The sequence below is a fragment of the Agarivorans sp. JK6 genome, from assembly GCF_045277145.1.
In the GTDB taxonomy this organism is placed as follows: Bacteria; Pseudomonadota; Gammaproteobacteria; order Enterobacterales; family Celerinatantimonadaceae; genus Agarivorans; species Agarivorans albus.
The window spans coordinates 3,976,708-3,997,231 of record NZ_CP113525.1 but is presented as its reverse complement, the minus strand read 5'-3'; the positions used below and the strand labels follow the sequence as shown (position 1 = coordinate 3,997,231).

Here is a 20,524-nt window from a genome sequence, read left to right as displayed (position 1 = left end):
GTTTATGGCAACTCCTTTACGCCGTGGCGCCAGAAGATGCTGGTACGGCCTTGCAATAGTATTAGTGATTATTGCCGTGTGCTTAAGTATTGCACGCGGCATTTTATCATTTGCCAGTAACTATAAAGACGACCTTGCACAGTGGTTAGTGGCCGATCAAGACGCCGAGTTGCGTATTGGTCAGTTGAGTGCTCGGTTACGCAACTTTAGACCAATGCTGGTGTTTGAAGATTCCGAGGTAGCGATTGGCGAAGACCGCAATACCCGCTTCAGTGTTGGGGCGCTAATGCTAGAACTAGATCTTTGGGAAACACTTGAGCAACGCCAAGTGGTATTCAAAGATTTGGTGCTTGATGAATTCCATTTAAAACTTAGTGTTGACCCCAACAACAGTAGGTCTTCCCGCGATTTTAGCCAAAGCTATCAAGCCATTAGTAATGTGTTTTTGGGGCAGTTAGCGCAATTTAGTTTAACCAATAGCCTCATTGAGCTGAGCTTCCCAGAACATAGCATGAATTTTGATATTGCTAGTTTAGATTGGGTGAACAAGGGGGATTTACACCAAGGTAATGGTGAAATTCTGATTGGCCAAGATTTGCAAAATGGTCAAGTAAGTTTTCGCATTGACCTAATCGGCGACGCTGCCGATGTAAGTGGCCTAACGGGGAAGTTATTCGCTAAGGTTGAGCATCTTAATTTAAAAGCCATGCGCAGATTGCTGGGTGCTTCGGCACAGCATTTCGAGAGTGATGTGAACCTTTCGCTATGGGCAGAATTTGGCGCAGAGCAGCAACAACGTTGGCTAAGCCAGTGGCAACCCAGCCATTTATCGTGGGGCAAACAGAACCAACAAGTACTGCGTATTGACAACGGCCTTGTTCAGGGCCTGAAGGTGGCTGATAAGTGGCGAATTGATAAGCTACCTTGGCAGCTAAATGTTAATGATCAAAGCACCGATTTCTCGTTACAAGGTTTGGTGAGCAAACAGCAACAGGCATGGCGCTTGGCCGAGCTTGATTTAGCGACTTGGTCACCGGTGTTAGCAGTGCTAGAAGATAGCGAGTCGAGCATAACGTGGTCTCAGTTACTAAAGGGAGGGCAACTTAGCCAGCTGGAGCTTGAATATCAGCAAGCCACTAAGCAACTCACTTATCAAGCTGAGCTACTTGATGTGAGTACCCAAGGCCAAGCGTTTATTCCTAGTCTTAGCGGCTTAAATGCTAAGGTGCAAGGCGATAAATATCAGGCCAATGTCAGGTTGCAACAACAAGGCGACTTTCACTTGGGAGTACAATTTGAAGAAACCTGGAAAATTGAAAAGCTCGATTCTGATATAGCGATTCGTTTTGCCGATCCCGGATTGAGTTTACGCAGCCGACATACTCACTTAATCACTCCTGAATTAGATTTTGCTGGCATGTGGTCGCTAACTTGGCCAAAAGATGGCGCTTGGCCAGTATTGAGCTTAATGGCGAACGCCGAAATTAGAGATGCAGGTAAAGCTTATTGGTATTATCCAGAAGTCATGCCAGATAAGGTGTTTTCTTACTTAAAAGATGCCTTGGTGGAAGGGCAGGCAAAGCATAGCCAAGTGCTGTGGTATGGCCAACTTAATAACTACCCCTATGATGCGAAGAACGGCATCTTCCAAGCCTTTGTTCCACTAGAGAATGCCACTTTCAAATTTGACCCAGATTGGCCGGCACTGGAAGAGTTGCAGCTAGATTTGCTGTTTCAAAATGATGGCTTATTCATGGAAAGCAACCGCGCACGTTTAGGCGAAGTCCCCGCCCAACGTATTAGCGCTAGTATTCCTCAATTTCAAAGTCGTTCGGAGCTTTTCATTACCGGTGAAATTGCTGGCCCGGCGGAAGGCGTGCAAGACTATCTATTGCAGTCCCCCATCGAAGCGCTTAGCGATAGCTTAGCGCAATTGCCTTTAGGTGGCGGAGACGTAGCTGGTGAGATTTACTTGAACATCCCGCTTTATGATGGCGAGGTTGAGGTAAACGGTCATGTTGATTTTAATGGTAACAGCATTGATGTTAAGCCGGCCGGCATGAGCTTGAGCCAGGTGAATGGCCGCTTATATTTTCAAAATGAAAAGTTACGTACCAATAACTTAAGTGCACTGTGGCGCGGCATGCCGCTGGACATTAAATTTAGTACTCAAGCCTCGGCAGATAACTACTTACTTAACTTCGATCTCGTAGGCCGTTGGCCGCTGCGTGATGCGCAGCGAGCCTTTGGTATTCCGCTTAGCGATTATACTTCTGGTAGCCTTAATTGGCAGGGCGATTTAGATATTCGCTTAAAACCCGAAGGCCAATTCGATTATAAGGGCGATTTTCGAAGTGACTTGCTAGGGCTCGCCCTAACGCTTCCTGAACCTATTCAAAAACGACCAGCAGAAACTTGGCCTACCGCACTGAGCATTAGTGGCGATGGTTTAAGTGGAAAACTGCAGCTGGAATCTAACCAGTTGATCTCTGCTGCTGCTCAAGTTGATTTTGTCGATGAGCAGAAACAGCTTAAATATGCCTTGCTTAATTTAGGTAAAGATAACGATTTACTGTGGCAGGGCGAAGGCTTAGCGATGTCTTTTGATTTCGCTAAGCTAGATTTAGAGCCATGGTTAAAGTGGTCAAAGCAACAAATTAAGTTCACCCCAGAAAAACCAGAATCAAGCTACACCAACGTGAGTCTCACTGTGCCTCCTTTGATGTTTATCCGCGGATCAGTTGATGAAGCGCAGTTACTCGGCCAAAAACTAAACAACCTCAATATTGCTTATTTGCCGCGCAGTAAAACCCAGCTGCAAATTGAATCTGAACAGTTGATAGCTAGTGTTGCGGTGCCTGATGCGCCAAGCATAGAAGACGCCGTGAAAGTAAACATTGAGAAAGCACAGCTGAATGAGCTAGATTTTTCCCAACTGGATAGTGAAGCTGAGCAAACCCAAGCAGTGGCTGAACAGCAAGGCAGTTCTTTACTTGAAGTATTGCCACCAATAGCGATTAGCTGTAACGACTGTCAGTTTGGTGACTATCGTATCGGTAACGTTAAACTAGACCTGCCAATAGAAAACCAAGCGATGGAGAATGGCCGTTTATGGGTTGATTGGGGTCATAGCCAACTTACCGCAGCGATGTTTTGGAACGTAGTCGACGAGCAAGAGCAAGCCGGGTTTGCTGGTAGCTTCGACAGCTCTAGCATGGAACAAGTGATTGAAGATTTAGGCCGAGATAGCCCCTTAAAAGGCACACCTGCACGCTTTACCTTTGATGTAAGTTGGCAAGACAGCTTACTCAAACCACAAATGAACAGTTTGGATGGCTCTATATCGGTGAAGACCGATAAGGGTGTTGTTACTGAGATGAGCGACAAGGGTACGCGCTTACTCACTCTCGCTAGTCTAGACACTATCCGACGCCGCTTACAGCTCGATTTTAGTGATGTATTTGAAAAAGGGCTGCACTTTGATTCAATGAGCGGCAGCATTAATTTTGATAATGGCGTGGGTAATAATCAAGACTTTTACCTGGATGGCGTAGCTGGTGCAATGCGTGGTAAAGGTGAAGTTGACTTCCGCGATGGCCAAATTGATTATCGAGTGAGTTACTCACCTAAAGTGACATCCAGTCTACCGGTACTTGCCGCCTTTTTGGTAACACCGGCTACTGGGGTTGCGGTGTTGGCATTGTCTAAACTGCTAGAGCCGGTGGTGGAAGTGGTGACGCAAATTGATTTCGCCCTTACCGGTAATCTTGCTGAGCCAGAGCTTATCGAGCTTGAGCGGGTGAAACAAGAAATTAAAGTTCCCGATGAATTTAGAGCCAAAGAGTCTCGCCAATGAAACTGATCGCTCTACAAATGACCTCAAACGGTGTGGTCGAAAACAATCTCAAGCAGGCTGAAGGTATACTGCACCAGGCTAAGCCTAAGGCCGGTGACTTAGTGCTATTGCCCGAAAACTTTGCTTGTTATGGTGGTGGCGATAAGGCCTATATGTCTATCGCTGAGCATTTAGGCAAAGGGCCGATTCAAACTTGGCTTAGCCAACAAGCCAAGTTATATGGCATTTATTTGGTGGCTGGTAGCGTGCCTACAAAAGCTGAAGAACAGCACCGTTGTTACACCACCAGTTTGGCTTTCTCTCCTGCTGGAGAGTTGTTACAGCATTATCACAAACTCCATTTGTTTGATGTGGATGTGGCTGACAACGTGGGGAGTTATCGAGAATCAGACAGTTTTGTTGCTGGTGAGCAGCTCGCTTGGTTTGATATGGGCGCAATTCGAGTAGGAATGGCGATTTGTTTTGATTTACGTTTTCCTTACTTATTTCAGCTGCTGCGCCAACAGGGCTGTGATATTGTATTAGTTCCTGCTGCATTTACTGCATTAACTGGGGAAGCCCACTGGCAAGCGTTACTGCAAGCCAGAGCCATAGAAAACCAACTCTATTTAGTGGCCGCCAATCAAACAGGAACACATAAAAATCAACGCCAAACTTGGGGGCACTCAATGATTGTTGACCCATGGGGGCGTTGTTTAGATCTACAGCCAAGCGGAACGGGGCCAGCAAGAGCCGATTTTAATCCGCAGCTATTACAGCAAGTTAGGGACCGGATGCCCGTGCCGTTGCATGGTCAATTACAACTAGGGTGGAGAGAATAAACACTATGTCGTTTGAAAAAGTCAGTCAGTCATTACTGGTGCCGGGAGGCATTGGCGAACAAGAGCTAAGTATGGCGCTGACCGAAGTGGCAAAACACCAAATTGATTATGCTGATCTGTTCTTCCAACATAGCCGCCACGAATCGTGGGTGTTGGAAGACGGTATTGTAAAGGAAGGAAGCTATAACATTGAGCAAGGCGTAGGAGTTCGCGCGATAAGTGGCGAGCAAACCGGTTTTGCCTATTCCGATGTGATTAATAACAGCGCGTTATTACAAACGTGCCAAGCAGCACGAGGCATCAGCTCAAAAGGTGTAAACGCCAAGATTAAACCTTTTAGTAAGGTTTCTGCTGAACAGTTTTATCAAGCTGATAATCCATTAGTGAGTCTGTCTAATCAGCAAAAGATTGCCCTATTAGAGCGAGCAGACAAATATGCGCGCAGCTTAGATCCTGCTGTTACTCAAGTAATTGTTAGCTTGAGTGGTGTTTATGAAGAGGTATTGGTTGCTGCCAGTGATGGTACCTTAGCGGCCGATATTCGGCCCTTGATTCGCTTTAATTGTAGTGTGTTGGTGGAACGTAATCAGCGCCGGGAGCGAGGCTCTGCTGGTGGCGGTGGACGTCGAAATTACAGTTACTTTTTAGAAGATGTTAATGGGCGCGAGCGGGCCATGGGCTTTGTTGATGAAGCAGTGCGCCAAGCCTTAGTAAACTTAGAGGCTGTAGATGCCCCAGCTGGCTTAATGCCGGTGGTATTAGGTGCTGGTTGGCCTGGTGTATTGCTGCACGAAGCTGTCGGTCATGGTCTAGAAGGCGATTTTAACCGTAAGGGCTCTTCGGCTTTTAGTGGTTGTATGGGTGAGCAAGTGGCCTCAAGCCTATGTACTATTGTTGACGATGGTACCTTAGGGCAGCGCAGAGGCTCTGTAAATATTGATGATGAAGGCACACCAGGACAATACAATGTATTGATAGAAAATGGTGTACTGAAAGGCTATATGCAAGACAAGCATAATGCTCAGTTAATGAATACACGCTCTACTGGTAATGGTCGTCGTGAATCTTACGCGCATTTACCTTTACCACGTATGACCAATACTTATATGTTACCTGGCGAAAGTGAACCAGAAGAACTGATAGCCTCGGTGAAAAAAGGGATCTTTGCGCCTAATTTTGGTGGCGGACAGGTGGACATTACTTCGGGTAAATTTGTATTTTCCGCTTCAGAAGCTTATTTAATCGAAGAAGGAAAGATTACCGCGCCAATTAAAGGTGCAACACTGATTGGTTGTGGTCCAGAAGCAATGCAACAGGTGTCTATGGTAGGCAATGACCTCGCTCTTGATCAGGGGGTTGGGGTATGTGGCAAGGAAGGCCAAAGTGTACCTGTCGGAGTTGGTCAACCCAGTGTTAAACTCGATGAGTTAACGGTTGGCGGTACGGCGTAAACTAATTGCATAAAAAAGGGGCTTAGGCCCCTTTTTTTGTTCTTAGCTTATTAAGCGTTTTCTTTTAAATACTTAGCTAAATCTTGGTGAGCCTTTGCTGGTTTTTCTTGCTCGGCTTCTTTTTTGGCTTGGCGCACTAATTGGCGTAGTTTTTGGCGTTCTAAACTTGGGTTTTGCTCAAGCAACTGATTAATTGCAGCATCGCCTTCGGCAACCAATAAATCTCGCTGTTTTTCCAATGCTAGCTGCGCTTGAGCTTGATAAATGTGCTTGTTGCGAATTTTATCTAAGCCTGCACTGATTGCTTCTTCATCTTCGGTACGCATTACCTTGCCAATGTAATTCATATGGCGACGCGCCGCTTCCCGTTTGTCTTTTAGGCGTTTAGCTAAGGCAATGGCTTCGCGCAGTGTTGGGCTCATTTCAATAGTGGCGAGCTGCGGGTTGGTAAGGGCAACTAACTCGGCACCAATTTTTTTCAGCCGATCTGCTTCACGTTTGATTTCAGACTTGCTGATCCAATCGTCTTCATCATCATAGGGCTGTTGATTCTTCATTTTTAACTCTCGTGGTACTTTTTTTCATATCTTACCAGTTCTTGCATATGGTCGCTCGATGAGTTTTGTTATGCTAGTGCCATGCATGGAGATGAAGAATAACAATGAGCCCTGAAAAACAAGTTAGCCAAGAGTTAAGTCAATTGAAGCAGGCGGTGGAATTCGCCTTAGAGCAAGCCAAACAGTTGGGTGCCGATGAGTCTGAAGTATCGATTTCGAAGCAAACCGGGATTTGTGTAGCAACCCGTGATCAACAGGTTGAGACTTTGGAGTTTAATCACGATGGCGCCTTAGGTATTGCCGTATACTCAGCTAATTGTAAGGGCAGTGCTTCAACCTCAGACTTAAGCCCAGAAGCGATTAAAAATGCAGTGAAAGCTGCCTATGATATTTCGCAATACACCTCTAAAGACTCAGCCGCTGGAATCGCCGATAAACAACTTCTAGCTAGCGATATACCTGATCTAGAGTTATTTCATCCTCATCCCTTAGAACCTGATTATTTTATTGATGTGGCTAAGCAGTGCGAAGATATTGCTTTGCGTAACCCACAAATTAAGGCGAGTGATGGTGCTAACATCAATAGCCATTATGGTGTGAAGGTATATGGTAATAGCCACGGCTTTTTAGCCGGTTATCCAACTAGTCGTCATAGCATTAGTTGCATGCTAATTGCTGGCGAAAAAGAGATGCAACGTGACTATGCCTATAGTGTGGCGCGTGATTTTACAGATCTTGATAGTATTGAAACTATCGCAGCTAAGGCCCAGCAGAAAACCTTAGGGCGCTTAAATAGCCAAAAAATCTCTACCTGCGAAGTACCCGTAGTATTTGACCAAGATGTAGCAAGTGGGCTATTTGGTCATTTAGTTGGGGCCATTAGTGGTGGCAACTTGTACCGTCGTTCGTCGTTCTTGTTAGATAGTTTAGGCAAGCAATTATTCCCTAGTTGGTTGTCGATTTATGAAGACCCATTTATTAAAAAAGGCTTGTCGAGCACGCCATTTGATAGTGAAGGCGTTGCACCAACCGCGAAACACATTATTGCTGACGGTAAGTTAGAAACTTACTTACTTACCAGTTATTCGGCGCGTAAGCTGGGAATGCAAAGTACCGGCCATGCTGGTGGTATTCATAACTGGAAGGTTAAGCACAGTGGCATAAGTCGCGCAGAGTTACTTAAGCAAATGGGCACTGGCTTGCTAGTTACAGAGATGATGGGCCAAGGGGTAAATACCGTAACCGGTGATTATTCACGTGGCGCAGCAGGTTACTGGGTCGAAAACGGTGAGATTGCTTTCCCCGTGCATGAAATTACTGTGGCCAGCACCCTACAAGAGATGTTTGCTAATATTGTAGCGATCGCTGACGACTTTGATAAAGAAAGCGCAATACAGTCGGGCTCTGTGCTGATTTCATCGATGAAAGTAGCAGGTAGCTAGGCGTTAATTCTCAGCTCTTAACCTTGTTGTTTGAACAGGTTAAGAGCCCTTGACCAGATAACTCTGTCGTTTAGGCCAGCACTAAGGTGGCCATCCCTAAGAAAGAAAATAGCCCCATTACATCTGTCACGGTGGTTAATGCCATACCGCCTGCTAGTGCTGGGTCAATTTTAAATTTCTTCATTAACAGCGGAATAGTTACGCCGGCCAAACCGGCCAGTGACATGTTAATAAACATCGCGCCAGCAATAATAATCCCTAAGGTCCAATCGCCTTTCCATAGAGTAACGACCAAGGCAATGACAGTTGCCCAGATAATCCCATTTAGCATGCCAATCGCAGCTTCTTTGCCTATTAACCAACGTGAATTACCTTCACCAATATGACCTACGGCTAAACCACGAATAACCAAAGCAAGGGTCTGATTGCCTGCGATTCCTCCCATGCTGGGTACAATAGTCATTAAAATGGCCAAGGTGGCTAACTGCTCTAGGGTAGATTCAAACATATTGCTGATGGAGGCCGCGACTAAGGCAGCGCACAGGTTTACTGCTAACCAAAAGGTGCGGCGTTGGGTACTTTTAACTACTGGGGCAAAGGTATCTTCATCATCGTCCATGCCCGCCATACCCATCATGCTGTGTTCAGCATTTTCGCGAATAATATCGACCACATCATCAATGGTGATCCGACCTAGCAGTTTGCCTTGTTCATCAACTACCGGAGCCGAAATCCAGTCATGGCGTTCAAATAATGCTGCTACGTCGTTTTCATCCATAGATACATGGATGGTCTCTGCGTTCCCATCCATTACTTCTCGAACATTAACGTTGGGGCTTACTGTAAGCAGAGTAGATAAAGGAATATCGCCCAGTAGCAAGTCATCTTCGTCAACTACGTACAGGGCGTCGGTAGCCTCTGGCAGTTCGCCACGTAAACGTAAGTAGCGCAATACCACATCGATACTTACGTCGGCTCGCAAGGTAATGGTATCGGTATTCATGATACTGCCAGCAGTATCTTCAGGGTAAGCTAGAGCCGCTTCTACACGGTGCCTGTCTTGACCATCCATTTGCTCAAGAACTTCTTGGTACACGCTGTCGGGCAGACTTCTTAGTACATAAGCGATGTCGTCGGTGTCCATGCCTTCAGTTGCGGCGGCCAGTGTTTCTGGTGCCATTAACTGAAGTACCCCTTCCATTACATCTTCGTTTAGCTCTTCGAGAATTTCACCATGTTGCTCGGGGTCGGTAAGTTGCCATAATACTTTACGCCCTGCTGGTGGGCTAGATTCTAGTAATAGTGCTACGTCACAGGGAGGCATTTGATGAAGCATGCGCCTAACATGCACGAACATACCACTGTCGAGGGCTTGATTTAGCTCCTGTAAGCGTTTGTGCTGATTAGGGTTTAACTCCATCTCTTCTGGCATAAGCGATCCCTATTGTTATTTTGTTATGTGCTGCTTGCTAATAGTAGCTTGGCTTTATTGCGTATAGATTTATTCTTCGTTGAAGTTAGCTTCTACTAGGGCTTGAACCGCATCTAGAGCGGCTTCTGCGTCTGCACCTTCAGATACTATGGTTAGCGTACTTCCTTGCGCGCTGGCTAGCACCAGTAAACCCATAACGCTGGCAGCAGAAGCCGTTTTCTCACCATCTATAATACTCAGCTCAGCGTCAAATTGCTGTGCCAGCTCAACCAACTTGGTGGCAGGACGTGCGTGCAGGCCTAATTTGTTTTTTACTACTACTTGTCTAGTGAGCTTCAAGGCGATGTTCCAAAGTTCGGTGGCGTCGTTGTACTTTTCGATGAGCGCTAAAGAGGCTAGCAAGTTGCTCGGCCACATACACCGAGCGGTGTTGTCCGCCAGTACAGCCAATCGCAATGGTTAAATAGGCACGGTTGTTAGCTTCTAAATGCGGTAACCAAGATTGCAATAACTGGCTAATTTGTTCGATATATTGGCTAACTAAAGGCTGCGCAGCCAAGTATTCTTGCACGGCTTTATCTAAGCCGGTAAGTGGGCGCAGCTCCTCTTGCCAATGTGGGTTAGGTAAAAAACGCGCATCAAACATGTAGTCGGCATCGTTAGGCACGCCATTTTTAAATCCAAAGGATTCGAACACCAAAATTAGCTGTTGTTGTTGGTCACCAGTAACGCGTGAGCGAATCAAGCCGCTTAGCTCGTGTACCGATAAACGGGAAGTATCGATACGCAAATCGGCATTTCTAGAAATGGGAGCTAATAGCTCGGTTTCTGATTCAATCGCTTCTGCTAAAGATAAATTACTTTGGCTAAGCGGGTGTACCCTGCGTGTTTCGCTGTAGCGACGGATCAGCGCTTCATCTTTAGCATCTAAAAAAATGCTTAATAGATTAATGTCTGGTCCTGCATCTCGTATTAGCTGTCCTACCGGTGATAGCTCATCGGGAAGATTTCGAATATCAATGCTAATGGCTACTTTAGAATAGGTTTTTTTTAAGTTGTCGATAAGTGATTGCCAAAGCACAACCGGCAAGTTGTCGACGCAATAGTAGCCGAGATCTTCCAATACTCTTAAGGCGACGGTTTTACCTGAACCCGAGCGCCCACTAACGATGATCAGTTCCATGATAATCCCTAAGGCTGATTAGAGTATTAGGCTACCATGATGTCGTACAATTCGTCATCACTTTGTGCACAACGAAGTTGTTTACATATTTGCTTATCGTTAAGTTTTTCAGCTACTTGAGCTAGAGTATTAAGATGTTGCTTACATTGATCTTCGGGTACTAGTAATGCAAATACCAAGTCTACCGGCTTGTTATCTATAGCATCGAAGGAAATAGGGGGATCGCAACGCAAGAAAACCGCTGTGGCTTGATGCTGATTGTCGATACGGCCATGAGGAATAGCGATGCCTTGGCCAATACCTGTACTGCCCATTTTTTCTCGATTTAACAAGCTTTCAAAAATGCATTGAGTAGTGGTATCAAGCTGCTTGGCGGCCAGTTCGCTTACTATTTCTAGGGCGCGTTTTTTTGAAGAGCATTGAACTGCACTTTGGGTGCAGTCCAAGCTAAGTACTTTATTTAGTTGCATGGGGGTGGCTAACGTTTGTTAAGTTTTTCTTTATGTTTGATGACTTGGCGATCAAGTTTATCAATCAGACTGTCGATGGCGGCATACATGTCAGAATGCTCAGAGGTTGCAAATACTTCGCCGCCGTTTAAATGTAATGTGGCTTCAGCAATTTGGTTCAGTTTTTCTACGTTGAGGATGACGTGAACGTTATTGATCTGATCGAATCGTCGGGTGAGTTTGGCAAACTTGGTGTGGACATATTCTTTCAAAGATTCAGTTATTTCTACGTGGTGTCCAGTAAGGTTAATTTGCATAGATATCTTCCCCTTTTAGTGGCCTTAGATAAGGCTCTTACGTTGGTTAGAAGGTGGAATTGCTAAAGACTCACGATATTTAGCAATCGTACGTCTTGCCACCTTGATCCCCTGATCTGCCAAAATATCAGCAATTTTGCTGTCGCTGAGTGGTTTACTGGTATTTTCGGCAGCTACCAGTTTCTTGATTAATGCACGAATAGCGGTTGATGAGCACTCACCCCCGCCATCGGTAGCCACATGGCTAGAAAAGAAATACTTAAGCTCGAAGATGCCGCGAGGTGTATGCATGAATTTTTGGGTGGTTACCCGGGAAATGGTGGATTCATGCATTTCTACAGCTTCTGCAACATCGTTCAGTACCATTGGCTTCATGGCTTCTTCGCCATACTCAAAAAACGCCTGTTGATGATGAACAATGCAGTTGGATACTTTTAATAGGGTTTCGTTGCGGCTCTCGATACTTTTAATAAACCACTTGGCTTCTTGTAAGTGGCTACGAATAAACTGGGTATCGTTAGCGTTGGTAGAGGTTTTACTTAAAGATGCATAGTGGGAGTTAACACGCAACTTAGGCATTGCATCTGGATTGAGTTCTACAACCCAGCGACCTTGGCGTTTTACAACCGATACATCCGGGATAACATACTGGGCTTGATTAGGCTCAACCGCGTTACCAGGCCGAGGTTCAAGCGTATGAATCAAACGCATGACTTCGCGTAGCTGGTCTTCTTTAAGTTTGGTTTTGCGGGCTAATAGACGAAAATCGCGATTAGCTAATACATCTATGTGATTTGAAACTACATCTTTGGCTTCATTTAGCCAAGGTGTGTCTTCGGCAAAACGGCTTAATTGGATTAGTAAACACTCTTGCAGCGAGCGCGCTGCTATACCAACGGGGTCGAAATGTTGGATGCGTTTAAGTACTGCTTCTACTTCATCTAGCTCTACATCTAAGTCATTGTTATCGCTTGAACGTAAGCCTTCTAGTAGCTGCTCACAGTCTTGGGTGAGGTAGCCCGATTCATCTACCGCATCAATAATGGCTAAAGCAATGGCTTGGTCTACTTCACTAAATGGAGTGAGTTGCATTTGCCACAATAAGTGGTCTTGTAAAGAGTCGACAGTTTCGCCCTGAAACAACATATCGTTGTCATCGCTCACGGCGCTGCCAGATGAGCTGGCTGGGGCAGAGCTGGCGCTGTAGATATCGTCCCAAGTAGAGTCAACAGGAAGGTCGTCAGAAACAGTTTCTTGGTTAATGGCATCGCCTGCTTCAATTTGACTGTTGTCTATGTCCGCAGTGGATTCGGCCTCGGTAGACTTCTCGTTGGCAGATTTAGCGTCGGTTGCGTCACTATCACTGGCGTGAGACTCATCCGCCTCAAGCAGAGGGTTACTTTCCAGAGCCTCTTGAATCTCTTGCTGTAAATCCAGTGTTGAAAGCTGGAGTAAGCGAATGGCCTGTTGTAACTGGGGGGTCATGGTTAACTGCTGACCAAGACGCAACTGCAAAGATGCTTTCATTAACTACCGCTGTTCCTTCTTCTTATTGTCTTTTTTTAAACTTGCACTTTAACTATAGCTTGAATTGTTCTCCGAGATAAACTCGTTTCACATGTTCGTTTTCGAGAATTTCTTCTGGCTTTCCTGAGGCTATCAATTCGCCTTGGCTAACGATATAGGCATGCTCACAAACATCGAGAGTTTCTCGAACATTGTGGTCGGTAATTAGTACACCTAGACCGCGATCACGTAGGTGTTCAATGATCTTTTTAATATCGATAACAGAAATAGGATCTACCCCTGCGAAGGGTTCGTCAAGCAAAATAAACTTAGGTGCGGCGGCTAGAGCTCTAGCAATCTCAACTCTCCGGCGTTCACCACCTGACAAGCTCATGCCTAGGTTTTTGCGAATATGGCCAATGTGAAACTCTTCAAGAAGGTCGTCTAACGCACCAATTTGTTGCTCTTTATCGAGGTCTTTTCGGGTCTCTAATACGGCAAGAATGTTCTTCTCCACAGATAAGCGGCGAAAGATAGACGCTTCTTGCGGAAGGTAGCCAATGCCTTTACGTGCACGAGTGTGCATCGCTGTACTAGAGATATCGTCATCATCGATGAGGATTCGGCCTTGGTCACGAGGCACCAAACCCACCACCATGTAAAAAGTGGTTGTTTTGCCAGCGCCATTGGGACCTAACAAGCCAACAATTTTACCGGTTTCTACATTTAGACTAACGTTTTTAACGACCTTACGGCCCTTATAGGCTTTAGCTAGGTTTTCAGCAATTAGGGTACTCATTATTGCTGGTCTTCCTTGGGCGTTAGTTCGTCAAGCTGCTGCGGTAGGAAAATAGTAGTTACACGGCTGTTTTCGTCGCCTTGTGCCACCATTTCTTGTTTGTTGATGCTGTATTTGATCATTTTACCTTTTACCAAGCTCTCTTCTTGTTTGAGTTGAGCATTGGTAGTGAGTGTTAGCGTTTGGGTTTTTAGGTCGTAACGCACTTCGTTAGCCTCAGCTTCAATTGGCTTGCCGCTATCAAGTAATTGATAAAACGTTGCTGGTTCGCCTTTAGCGATCATTACTTCGCTGCCTTTTTCCTCGCTACCAATAACACTGAGTTCTTCGGCGTGCATTTTAATCGAGCCTTGAGTCACCACAACATTATTGTAAAAGGTAACTCGGTTTTCTTTGATATTGACCTGCTGGCGGTCAGCATCAACAATAATTTGTTTGTTGAAGTCGTCTTCTAGTGCTTGTGAACCCCAAGAAAGCATAAACAAGCTAGCTGCAAGTGCTAACTTACTCTTGTGGGTTGTGGTAAACCGCTTCGATATCATCTAATAAAGTCACTATTTCGTTGGCTAAATCACCGTCCATGCCAACGCCATACAGTTCGTATGAAGGGCCATAAACGGTAACAGGTTGATCGCTGCTCATGGTTTCTGTTTGCAGGTCGATCTCCAATTTTTCGGTTATTAAGTCGCGAACATACTCGCCACGGCTTAAATTTTTAATTACTACATTGTCATTTAAAATGACGTTTTGCTGCTGCTGTACTGTAGCGTGATCGGCCACAATTTGCCATACAGGTTGGCTTGGATCTGGGTACACTAAGATCTTTGGTTGAGCAAAAGTTGTGTGCTTAAGTTGTTCAAAAAACTCCATTTCCTCAGCGTAGATCCGATAGCGCGGGCTGCCGTCTTCGCCAAAACTCACGCTGTAGAGCTTTTCGGCAACAAAGTTTGGTTTGCTGGCTTCGCGTTTAGCACTTAGCTGCTGAGTTTCCGAAGGACTCAGCTGCCACAGCACCAAGGCTAAGATGAATAAGCTCGCAAAGAACCAGGTTGGGCGATTCATACACTCATACCTTGAGCATTATCAAGCTCGCCTTTTGCTTGCAGTATTAGATCGCAAAGCTCTCGAACCGCACCAAAACCGCCACGGGTTTGGGTGATAAAGTTGGCACTTTGTTTACACAAGGGATGAGCATCTTGCACGGCTACACCTAAACCACAGGCGCGCATTACGGAGGTGTCGACCACATCATCGCCAATATAGGCTACGTTTTCAGAAGCTAATGACAATTGTTCAAGCATTTGCTGGTAGGCGACGAGTTTGTCTTGTTGGCCTTGGTAGATACGAGTAATTCCTAAAGCCTGCATACGCTGTTGCACAATATTAGATTGGCGGCCGGTGATGATAGCGACTTCGACGCCGATATTCAGTAGCGCTTTAATGCCAAATCCGTCGTGGGTATGAAAGGCTTTAAGTTCTTCTCCGTCATTGCCCATATAAATGCGACCGTCTGAGAAAACCCCGTCTACATCGCAAACTAAAAGTTTAATTTTTGCTGCCGCGTCAAAATTGCTTTGGCTTACCGCGCCATAGGGCGTGTTAATTGTCACTAGTAAACTCCAGCTTGTAATAAGGTATGCATATTAAATGCACCCACAACGGCTTTATTGTTCAGCACAAACAAACCGTTAATAGACTTGGTTTTCATCAATTTTAAGGCATCAAAAGCTAGCCAATTGTTGTCAATTACTTTGGGGTTTTGCGTCATCACTTGGCCAATTTGGGTATCGTGAATGTCGATGCGCTGATCAAGGATACGTCGCAAGTCGCCATCGGTAAAAATGCCGGCCAGCTGCTGCTTGGAATCAAGTACTCCCACCATGCCTAAACCTTTGGCGGTGATTTCGAATAGCGCTTCGCGAATAGTTTGTTCGACTGTTACTAGCGGAATTTGTTCCCCAGTTAGCATTAAGTCGCTCACACTGAGTAGCAGTTTTTTGCCTAAGGTTCCGCCTGGGTGGGACAGGGCAAAGTCGTCGGCTGTAAAGCCACGAGCTTCTAATAAAGCAACTGCTAGAGCATCGCCCATTACCAAGGTGGCAGTAGAGCTTGCTGTTGGTGCTAGCCCTAAGGGGCACGCTTCACGTGGCACTGAGATGCATAAGTGATAGTTGGCCTGCTTTGCCATGGATGAGTTGGGGTTACTAGTCATGGCAATAGAGCGCACACCAATGCGGTTAAACACCGGGTAAAGAGACAATATTTCCTCAGATTCGCCTGAGTTAGACAAAGCTAATACGATATCGTCGGCGGCGATCATGCCTAAGTCACCATGGCAGGCTTCGCCAGGGTGGACAAAAAAAGCGGGTGTGCCAGTAGATGCTAAGGTGGCAGCAATTTTGTTGGCAATATGACCTGATTTACCCATGCCTGTGAGGATAACTTTGCCCTTACAGGCCAGTATCATTTCGCAGGCAGCCGCAAATTCTTGGTCTATATATTGGTGAAGGTTATCAATACCTAAGCTTTCAATTTCTAGTACTCGCTTAGCAACAGCGATGTAATCAAATGACACTCACTTCCCCTTAGTTTTAAAATTAGTGACAACAGCGGCTTATGCTAAGAATAATAGCATTTGGTAGCCTATGAAGCCGCTTAACAATAAGCCGCCTTCCCATCGAGATATCTTACGGCTTTTACCAAAACCCATGGCCATTACAAACAGCACCACGGTTACACCCATCATCACATAAAAATCGCGGCCCGCAGCGTTGGCGTCGATAGGACCTGGCGCCAACATGGCTGGTACCGCCAATACAGCCAAAATATTGAAAAGGTTAGAACCAATAATGTTGCCTAAAACTAAATCGTCTTCTTTTTTTATCACGCCTGCGATACAAGCAGCTAGCTCTGGCAAACTGGTGCCGATGGCAATAATGGTTAAGCCGATAACGAGGTCACTCATACCGAAGTAGCGGGCAATTTCGGAGGCCGAGCCCACTAATAAATCAGCGCTAAGAGGTAGCACCACCATACCTACCGCTAACCAAAACAATGCTTTACCAGTTGGCACGTCATTAGGGACTTCCGACTCAGCTTCCTCAACCATTGGGTCTACGGTGTTGCTATTACGTTGGCGTAGGGAGTTAACGATTAAGTAGGCCATAAGCGCTATAAATAAGATAAGTAGAACAACCCCTTCAAGGTAACCCAGTTGTTGGTCGTGTAATACCCAGCCCGCTACTGCAGTAGCACCTAACACCATCGGTAGTTCTCTAAACAGAGTAGAAGAAGATACCAGCAAGGGTTTGAGCAGCGCAGTTAAACCTAGTACTAAGGTAATGTTGGTAATATTAGAGCCAATGACATTACCCACCGCGGTATTCATTTTGCCTTCTAAAGATGCGGTGGCAGAAACCATAATTTCGGGGGCCGACGAACCTAAGGCCACAATGGTTAAGCCAATAATCATTGGTGATAAACCAAAATTATTGGCGATAGCAGCCGCACCAAAAACAAAACGGTCGGCACTCCATACCAATAATGCTAAGCCAACAATTAACAATAAACATTCAACTAGCATGCAAGTCCTTAAATTAAAAAATATCCGCGATGTAAAAAAATCGAGGCATTGTCGGCATTTTCCCGGTAAAAGGGAAGAGTTTAGCCTTGAGTGTAAGCAATTATCTCAATAATATGTCTGCCTTGGCCAATCAAGATTGCTCACGGAGTGGCGGATAGTTTGATTGAAGTAAAACAACTGGCGTTTCAACGCGGTGATAAAGTCATTTTTGATGGCTTAGACCTACATATCCCAACCGGCAAAGTGACAGCCATTATGGGGCCTAGTGGAATTGGCAAAACAACACTACTTAAATTAATTGGTGGTCAGTTAAAGCCGACTGCTGGCCAAGTGCTGATTGATGGCCAAGATGTTCATCAACTAAAGCGCAGTGATTTGTTCAAATTGCGTAAACGTATTGGCATGTTGTTTCAAAGTGGCGCTTTATTTAGCGACCTGAACGTTTTTGAAAATGTTGCTTTTCCATTGCGTGAACATACCAAGCTACCCGAGCCGGTGCTGCGTAACTTAGTGTTGATGAAATTGCAGGCAGTAGGCCTACGCGGAACAGCCGAGTTAATGCCTGGCGATTTATCTGGTGGTATGGCGCGTCGTGTGGCGCTAGCTCGTGCGATTGCTTTAGAGCCAGAAATTATTCTTTATGATGAACCTTTTGTTGGTCAAGATCCTATCTCGATGGGGGTACTGATTAAGCTTATTCAAGGTTTGAATCAAAGCCTGCAACTCACTTCAGTCATCGTTTCTCACGACGTGAATGAGGTGCTAAGCATTGCTGATTATGTCTTTGTTATTGATGGCCACAGTGTTCTAGCACAAGGGACGGTTGAAGAAATTGCCAATAATCAAGACCCTCGTTTAGCCCAATTCCTGCAAGGTCAGGCTGATGGACCCGCGGCATTTCACTATCCTGCTGAAGATTACGCGCAAGCATTAAAGGCGAGTTTATGATTGATGCTATTGTGGCCTTAGGCCGCAACACCTTATTACGTATTGGTGCGCTAGGGCGTGCCAGCTTAATGCTTTGGCATGCTCTACTATGTTTACCAAGCAAACAATTACTTAAAGATACTATCCGCCAGATTTACGTAGTAGGTGTGCAGTCTCTGCCTATTATTGTGGTTTCCGGTCTATTTATCGGCATGGTTCTCGCCCTACAGGGCTACCACATTTTGGTAGATTTTGGCGCCGAGACTAGTCTTGGTCCTATGGTGGCGTTGTCGCTGTTACGCGAGCTTGGCCCAGTGGTTACAGCATTGTTGTTTGCAGGTCGGGCTGGCTCAGCTTTAACGGCTGAAATAGGTTTGATGAAAACCACCGAACAGCTTTCGAGTATGGAAATGATGGCCGTTGATCCACTTAAACGGGTAATTGCTCCACGTTTATGGGCTGGTTTTATTGCCATGCCGCTGCTTACTTTAATGTTCAACCTAGTAGGTATATGGGGCGGATTTTTGGTTGGTGTTGAGTGGCTTGGAGTGGATAACGGCAGCTTTTGGTCAATTACCGCAGCTTCAATTGAATTTGGTCAAGACATTGGCAATGGCATTATTAAAAGCGCGGTGTTTGCTATAACAGTAGTTTGGGTGGCGTTATTTAATGGCTACGATGCGATGCCGAGCGCTCAGGGAATTAGCCAAGCGACTACACGCAGCGTAGTGCATGCCTCTTTGTTGGTTTTAGCCTTGGATTTTGTACTAACCGCCTTGATGTTTGGCAGCTAGGTTTAGGGAATAACATGAAAGTAAATAAATTAGAATTGTCGGTTGGTTTGTTTGTGTTGCTAGGCATTGCAGCCTTACTGATCTTGTCACTAAAGATAGCTGATAGCCAATTAGGTAAAAACACCGATACCTATACCTTGTATGCTAAGTTTGACAATATCGGCGGGCTAAAAGCACGCTCGCCAGTGAAAGTTGGCGGTGTGGTTGTTGGTCGTGTAGAGAAGATTCACCTTGATACCGAGGATTACATGCCAAAAGTCACCTTAAGCATGTATCGTCAATATGGTTTTTACCCCGAGACCAGTTCATTATCCATTCTTACAGCCGGCTTGTTAGGTGAGCAATATATTGGTCTGACACCGGGTTTTGTATTGGATGACATTGAAGAGCTGAATGACGGTGATGTGATCGAAGACACCAAATCGGCGTTAGTACTTGAAGAACTAATTGGGCAATTCCTGTTTTCTATAACGGAGAAATAGCATGTTTATAAGACGCTTGATGTTGGTAGTAACGCTGCTGTTTAGTGTTAATGCTTTAGCTGAACAAGTAAACGAAAACCCCTATCGTTTGATGAGCTATGTGGCAGAGCAAACCTTTAGTCGCTTGGCTGAAGTCGATCGAGACGCCGCGGATTCAGCTCAGCAAATTGAAGATATTGTGCGCGAACAATTAATGCCGCACATCGATTACCGCTACGCCTCTTTTGTAGTGTTAGGTAAGCAAATTAAAAAAACGACTAAGCCGCAACGGGTAGAGTTTACCGCCGCTTTTAAAGAATATTTGGTAAGTACTTACACTCAAGCTTTGGGTCAATACAAGCAACAACAAGTAAATATTGAGCCAGAACGTTCAGTAGAAGGAAAATCTAAAGTTGGCGTTAAAGCGCAATTTGTTGATGGTGAACGTCCACCGATCAAGTTGGAGTTTAAATTCCGTAAGCTTAAGAACAAAACACCTGACAGCCCCGACCGTTGGCTGGCTTACGATCTCATCGCAGAGGGTGTTAGTTTACTTTCAACAAAACAATCTGAGATGGATAGCCTGATTCGCGCCAATGGTATTGATGGGGTTATTAAGCTGCTACAAGACAAAAACTTTGCGGCTAATGAGTCTAAGTCATGAAGGCAGAATTGAGCGTTGAGCAGCAGTGTTTATCGCTTAGCGGAGATTGGGATAGCCAGCAAGTTGCACTTAAGTGGAACGAATTACTGACTTGCCAAGCTCAAGAATTAGATCTCGCCAAGCTCAAGCGGATTGACTCTGCAGGAATAGCCGCTATTATCACCGCCTTAAAACCGGAACCCAGTAAGCGCTTATTAATTAAGCGCTGTCCTGAACAAGCCAAGTTGTTATTTAAACTCTATGAGTTAGACAGCTTGCTGCACTTTGAAGATTAACGCACTT

At 45.4% G+C, this 20,524-nt stretch carries 22 protein-coding genes; 9 read left to right on the top strand and 13 right to left on the bottom strand.

Annotated elements, in window-relative coordinates:
- The first annotated feature begins 4 nt into the window (after positions 1-4).
- The 3 genes from OV592_RS18400 to tldD are packed head-to-tail and all read left to right on the top strand — an operon-like array spanning position 5 to position 6,128.
- Complete coding sequence (locus OV592_RS18400) at positions 5-3,856, top strand: YhdP family protein (protein WP_406609602.1); 3,852 nt, start codon at positions 5-7, stop codon at positions 3,854-3,856.
- The gene (locus OV592_RS18395; RefSeq protein ID WP_406609600.1) at positions 3,853-4,677 is read left to right on the top strand and encodes a carbon-nitrogen hydrolase family protein; all 825 of its coding nucleotides are present in this window, start codon (positions 3,853-3,855) and stop codon (positions 4,675-4,677) included. The genes OV592_RS18400 and OV592_RS18395 overlap by 4 nt, the downstream gene beginning before the upstream one ends.
- Positions 4,678-4,682: 5 nt before the next feature.
- Positions 4,683-6,128 (top strand): metalloprotease TldD, encoded by a 1,446-nt coding sequence (gene tldD, locus OV592_RS18390; protein WP_406609598.1) that lies wholly within the window; start codon positions 4,683-4,685, stop codon positions 6,126-6,128.
- Between the two features lie 50 nt (positions 6,129-6,178).
- Here the strand turns inward: tldD and yjgA are convergent, their stop codons facing one another.
- Positions 6,179-6,685, bottom strand: a complete 507-nt coding sequence (gene yjgA / locus OV592_RS18385) for a ribosome biogenesis factor YjgA (RefSeq protein WP_016400736.1) — start codon at positions 6,683-6,685, stop codon at positions 6,179-6,181.
- Positions 6,686-6,789: 104 nt separating this feature from the next.
- Between yjgA and pmbA the strand changes: the two genes are divergently transcribed.
- Positions 6,790-8,127 carry a metalloprotease PmbA gene (gene pmbA / locus OV592_RS18380; protein ID WP_406609596.1) on the top strand — a complete coding sequence of 446 codons (1,338 nt, stop codon included), beginning with the start codon at positions 6,790-6,792 and terminating at the stop codon, positions 8,125-8,127.
- Positions 8,128-8,197: 70 nt separating this feature from the next.
- Here pmbA and mgtE read toward each other — a convergent pair whose 3' ends face one another.
- The 12 genes from mgtE to OV592_RS18320 form a co-directional block, all read right to left on the bottom strand.
- Complete coding sequence (mgtE, locus tag OV592_RS18375) at positions 8,198-9,559, bottom strand: magnesium transporter (RefSeq protein WP_338622286.1); 1,362 nt, start codon at positions 9,557-9,559, stop codon at positions 8,198-8,200.
- A gap of 69 nt (positions 9,560-9,628) precedes the next feature.
- Positions 9,629-9,898, bottom strand: coding sequence for an HPr family phosphocarrier protein (locus OV592_RS18370; protein WP_016400739.1), 270 nt, complete (start codon positions 9,896-9,898; stop codon positions 9,629-9,631).
- Positions 9,885-10,742: an RNase adapter RapZ gene (gene rapZ, locus OV592_RS18365; RefSeq protein WP_406609593.1), complete on the bottom strand. Its 858-nt coding sequence runs from the start codon at positions 10,740-10,742 to the stop codon at positions 9,885-9,887. Before rapZ ends, OV592_RS18370 begins: the two co-directional genes overlap by 14 nt.
- A 26-nt stretch (positions 10,743-10,768) precedes the next feature.
- Positions 10,769-11,212, bottom strand: coding sequence for a PTS IIA-like nitrogen regulatory protein PtsN (ptsN, locus tag OV592_RS18360; protein ID WP_016400741.1), 444 nt, complete (start codon positions 11,210-11,212; stop codon positions 10,769-10,771).
- Between the two features lie 8 nt (positions 11,213-11,220).
- A complete protein-coding gene (hpf, locus tag OV592_RS18355; protein ID WP_016400742.1) occupies positions 11,221-11,508 on the bottom strand; it encodes a ribosome hibernation promoting factor in 288 nt (95 codons plus the stop codon).
- A 24-nt stretch (positions 11,509-11,532) separates the two neighbouring features.
- The gene (locus tag OV592_RS18350) at positions 11,533-13,035 is read right to left on the bottom strand and encodes an RNA polymerase factor sigma-54 (protein ID WP_016400743.1); all 1,503 of its coding nucleotides are present in this window, start codon (positions 13,033-13,035) and stop codon (positions 11,533-11,535) included.
- A 52-nt stretch (positions 13,036-13,087) separates the two neighbouring features.
- Complete coding sequence (lptB, locus tag OV592_RS18345; protein ID WP_016400744.1) at positions 13,088-13,813, bottom strand: LPS export ABC transporter ATP-binding protein; 726 nt, start codon at positions 13,811-13,813, stop codon at positions 13,088-13,090.
- Positions 13,813-14,292 (bottom strand): lipopolysaccharide transport periplasmic protein LptA, encoded by a 480-nt coding sequence (gene lptA / locus OV592_RS18340; RefSeq protein ID WP_016400745.1) that lies wholly within the window; start codon positions 14,290-14,292, stop codon positions 13,813-13,815. The genes lptB and lptA overlap by 1 nt, the downstream gene beginning before the upstream one ends.
- A gap of 25 nt (positions 14,293-14,317) precedes the next feature.
- Complete coding sequence (gene lptC / locus OV592_RS18335; RefSeq protein WP_152780635.1) at positions 14,318-14,875, bottom strand: LPS export ABC transporter periplasmic protein LptC; 558 nt, start codon at positions 14,873-14,875, stop codon at positions 14,318-14,320.
- Entirely contained in the window at positions 14,872-15,423 is a 552-nt protein-coding gene (gene kdsC, locus OV592_RS18330; protein WP_406609590.1) for a 3-deoxy-manno-octulosonate-8-phosphatase KdsC, read from the bottom strand. Before kdsC ends, lptC begins: the two co-directional genes overlap by 4 nt.
- A complete protein-coding gene (locus OV592_RS18325) occupies positions 15,423-16,388 on the bottom strand; it encodes a KpsF/GutQ family sugar-phosphate isomerase (protein WP_249483538.1) in 966 nt (321 codons plus the stop codon). The genes kdsC and OV592_RS18325 overlap by 1 nt, the downstream gene beginning before the upstream one ends.
- 39 nt (positions 16,389-16,427) lie before the next feature.
- A complete protein-coding gene (locus tag OV592_RS18320) occupies positions 16,428-17,396 on the bottom strand; it encodes a calcium/sodium antiporter (protein ID WP_406609588.1) in 969 nt (322 codons plus the stop codon).
- A gap of 147 nt (positions 17,397-17,543) precedes the next feature.
- Between OV592_RS18320 and OV592_RS18315 the strand changes: the two genes are divergently transcribed.
- Genes OV592_RS18315 through OV592_RS18295 form a run of 5 tightly spaced genes read left to right on the top strand, consistent with a single transcriptional unit; the run spans position 17,544 to position 20,517 of the window.
- A complete protein-coding gene (locus tag OV592_RS18315) occupies positions 17,544-18,344 on the top strand; it encodes an ATP-binding cassette domain-containing protein (protein ID WP_040306929.1) in 801 nt (266 codons plus the stop codon).
- Positions 18,341-19,117, top strand: coding sequence for a lipid asymmetry maintenance ABC transporter permease subunit MlaE (gene mlaE / locus OV592_RS18310; RefSeq protein WP_406609586.1), 777 nt, complete (start codon positions 18,341-18,343; stop codon positions 19,115-19,117). The genes OV592_RS18315 and mlaE overlap by 4 nt, the downstream gene beginning before the upstream one ends.
- Positions 19,118-19,131: 14 nt before the next feature.
- A complete protein-coding gene (gene mlaD, locus OV592_RS18305; RefSeq protein WP_016400752.1) occupies positions 19,132-19,599 on the top strand; it encodes an outer membrane lipid asymmetry maintenance protein MlaD in 468 nt (155 codons plus the stop codon).
- Position 19,600: 1 nt separating this feature from the next.
- Positions 19,601-20,242 (top strand): ABC transporter substrate-binding protein, encoded by a 642-nt coding sequence (locus OV592_RS18300; protein WP_338622280.1) that lies wholly within the window; start codon positions 19,601-19,603, stop codon positions 20,240-20,242.
- Positions 20,239-20,517, top strand: coding sequence for a lipid asymmetry maintenance protein MlaB (locus OV592_RS18295; RefSeq protein WP_016400754.1), 279 nt, complete (start codon positions 20,239-20,241; stop codon positions 20,515-20,517). Before OV592_RS18300 ends, OV592_RS18295 begins: the two co-directional genes overlap by 4 nt.
- Positions 20,518-20,524: the final 7 nt, after the last annotated feature.